This is a genomic window from Sphingomonas sp., assembly GCF_051962185.1.
In the GTDB taxonomy this organism is placed as follows: Bacteria; Pseudomonadota; Alphaproteobacteria; order Sphingomonadales; family Sphingomonadaceae; genus Sphingomonas.
This window is the reverse complement of the sequence record NZ_JBQCCN010000181.1, coordinates 1-3,029: the sequence shown is the minus strand read 5'-3', so window position 1 is coordinate 3,029 and position 3,029 is coordinate 1. Positions and strand designations below refer to the sequence as shown.

Genomic DNA, 3,029 nt, shown 5'->3' with positions numbered 1-3,029 from the left:
GCTGCGACCTTGCTCACGATGAGGTCAGCAACCTCGTCGAGTGCTTTGTCATAGGCCTCGTCGGTGCCTTCGAAGTGAAGGTTGTCATCGCCTTCCTCGACACCGTCGAATTGGATAGGATTGGTCATAGTCCTTGCCTCCTGCGCAGGAGAATAACAGACAGAGTGCCTAAGGCACCTTCGTCGTCGGGGTTTTCACTGGGTGGCCAGTATACGAAAGAACCATCGTCGTGCCACGACCCGTTAATAAACAGATCATCGAGGGCATCGAGCAGTTCTTTTTCGTCGTCATTCGACTTGGGCACAGAGCGTCTCCTTCACGTGCTCTTGGTATGCGCTCTTGGCACGAATAGCACCGCGAGCGGCGGGATGCGTCAAGGGGATATGCGGAACGGAAAGCTTGTTGAGCGCACGTTGGACCTTGCGGCCCATACCAACAACGCGTAAACCGGCGTCGCTAGCTGCTCGTAAAGCCTCGCCCACGGTTTGGTCGGTGACCTTCTCCGGACTATCCGGAGTTTCACCGAACAGGTTCATGAAGCCGCACTTAGTGCGGTCGATCCCGGCGTATACGAGAGCATCCCACAGCGTTTTGGCGGCAAGACCGCCATTATGCCATGAAATGCCACGCTCGTATGCCGTGCGGGATGGTTTTTCACCGACGAAGATGAAGCTCATGTCAGTGGTTCCAGTGTTTTGGTATCGCAGGGCCTGCGCTTACCGTCGGGGATGAAAACGACTTCAGCAACAGAGTTGCCGGGGAGCACGTATTCGTCCCTAACTTCGTATAGGATGGCTTGATAGCCTCGCTGGTGGAAGAGTAGCCTCCAATGAAGCGGAAACCACCGTTCGAAACACTCACGATCAGGCGCACCAAAGACAGGCTCAAATGGCGGATCGAACTGATAAACCAGTTTTGCGATGTTTTTCGAGGCTGGAGTGTTCTCACGGAAGATGTGCTCGTACTTGTGCTTGGTGTCGTAGATTGCCTGCGACTTGAGCACTTCCTCCGTGTACTTTCGCCATTGCGATGAAGACAAAGCCTCGAACATGGCCCCGTCAAACGGGCCATCGCCGTTCTCGTTTTCCAGTCTCCAGACTTGCTTGCACATTATTCGTACACCGTAATGTCTAATTTACCAAGGTATTTCAACCGTTTATCCTTGGTAACGTGGTGTTCCATAGCGAGGCGAGCCTCTTCGGCGTTGGGTGCATGGATCGTCTTGGACATCCAAGTCATGCCATGGCTTTGCGTCATCCATGACGCCGACACCAGAAACTCTGGCATTGACGTCATGGAGAGAGGCTTAGTCTTGTCCCGGCTCGGCATCGCACGGGTCCAGCTTGATGAAGATTTCCTCGATCAACTCGGGGTTCACCTTCAACTGCTCGAATGCGCCGATCATGGAGTCAGCAAGCTGGTTCAGCGATTGGCCGTTCTGGTTGGCAAGGGTAACGAGCATGTCGAAGCCCACGACCATATAACAGCCCGGACATAGTGCCTGATAGAGACGCTGACCAACTGTGCGGTTTTCCGCACCTTCGCGCATAGCCATGTCCAATTTCTTGGCCATGGCCTTGCCAAGTTCAGCCCGCGTGCCGTCAGGCACGTGGATCAAGTTAGGGTCGCCGCCGTAGACGCGACCTTCAGTTCCTGCCATCTTTCTTTCCTCCGTTACATCGGGCCGTAATAGAAGTTCTGGTAATAAGCGATGAGTTCTTCTTCGCTCATGTGCTTGGGCATGGTGAGCACAGCCCACCAAGTGAGGAAGGCCTCAATCACCGAGCACCTGTGCGAAACGGTCGTTCAGGACGAGTTCGTCCGAACGATAGACGGCAGGACCACCGTCGTCGTGCCAGCGGTCGATATGCTCGTCCTGCTCAGCACGGTCGATGAGCCCCTTCTTGGTCAGGTATACCTGATCGCCGGGGGTGGAGGAATTGTCGTCGATCACGCGGAGCACTTCGCCCTTCTGTACAAGATCGCTGACGTCACACTGGGTACGCAAGCCCGACTGCGGGCTAATCTCACGAAGATTGACACACATTTCCGTTACTCCAATTAGGCGTATTGAGACATGGAGTCAGCAGCGTCATCGAGGCACTCTTTGGCACCTTCGATGGCATTGAATGCTGCTGCCATGCTGTCGTCCGCCTGCTCCAAACTATCAGCGAGGTCACGTGCCTCGCTGACCAGTTCGCGTACTTCGTCGCGCTCCTTACCGATCTGCTCGGTAAGTTTGTCTAAGCGACGACGAATGGTTTGACGTTCACGCTTGTTCATGGGGTTCCGCCGACAAACCGAGCAGCTTGACGATGCGCTCGATACCGACACGGTTAATCGTCTGGCAGCCGATTGCGACACGATCGGTATAGACCGTCATGTCATAACCTGAGCCACGGACAGTGACGTTGCGCACGAGGATGCGGCGAGTGCTTGGATCAGCACCACGCCACGCCTCACGCAATGTATCGTTCCACAGACGAGTGAACTCGGTGACAGTGACACCATACGAGTTCTCGTTCATAATACGGACGACCTTGCCTGTCCGGTCCTTGACCAGACGCAGCCAGTTGTGATTGATCGCGAGATCATCCGAACCGTAGGTTGTAATGCCATTCTTGCTGGTGTCGTTGAGCCACTTCTGCGCATGCTCGGGCAGCGTGGTCGGGTCGAGTTCCGGCATCCACAGATACGGCGGAACCGGCGGCGTGAACGCGGCCACGAACTTGGCCTTGGCTGACCGGAAACCTTCCGGCACCTTGAGTTCATCCTCGGTCAGGTCGAGGCCGTAGGCAGCGGGATCGACGTCACCATGCAGCCACTCGGTGAACCGGTCCTTCGGGTTCATCAGGTTTTCGATGGTGGTCGGTGCGAGGACATTGATCTTGGCGTCGTGAATTGCCTGCACGACACCGCCGAAGGCGACGATCTTGTTGAGATCGTTTAGCGCGCGTGCGGTCGTCTCGGGGATAATGACCGACTTGTCGGTGAACCACTGCAGCAGCAGGTTCTTGTTGATCGAGACG

Annotated in this window: 6 protein-coding genes; all 6 read right to left on the bottom strand. The window is 55.6% G+C overall.

Features of this window, described 5'->3' with window-relative positions:
* Nucleotides 1–287: 287 nt before the first annotated feature.
* Nucleotides 288–677, bottom strand: a complete 390-nt coding sequence (locus ACTHJR_RS11235; RefSeq protein WP_440523269.1) for a uracil-DNA glycosylase family protein — start codon at nt 675–677, stop codon at nt 288–290.
* Nucleotides 674–1,111 (bottom strand): hypothetical protein, encoded by a 438-nt coding sequence (locus ACTHJR_RS11230; protein WP_440523268.1) that lies wholly within the window; start codon nt 1,109–1,111, stop codon nt 674–676. Before ACTHJR_RS11230 ends, ACTHJR_RS11235 begins: the two co-directional genes overlap by 4 nt.
* Before the next feature lie 195 nt (nt 1,112–1,306).
* Nucleotides 1,307–1,660, bottom strand: a complete 354-nt coding sequence (locus ACTHJR_RS11225) for a hypothetical protein (RefSeq protein ID WP_440523267.1) — start codon at nt 1,658–1,660, stop codon at nt 1,307–1,309.
* A 114-nt stretch (nt 1,661–1,774) separates the two neighbouring features.
* Nucleotides 1,775–2,008 (bottom strand): hypothetical protein, encoded by a 234-nt coding sequence (locus tag ACTHJR_RS11220; protein WP_440523266.1) that lies wholly within the window; start codon nt 2,006–2,008, stop codon nt 1,775–1,777.
* 53 nt (nt 2,009–2,061) lie between these two features.
* Entirely contained in the window at nt 2,062–2,283 is a 222-nt protein-coding gene (locus ACTHJR_RS11215) for a hypothetical protein (protein WP_440523265.1), read from the bottom strand.
* Nucleotides 2,270–3,029: hypothetical protein (locus tag ACTHJR_RS11210; RefSeq protein ID WP_440523264.1), on the bottom strand; the 760-nt coding region annotated here is incomplete at its 5' end. The genes ACTHJR_RS11215 and ACTHJR_RS11210, both read right to left, overlap by 14 nt.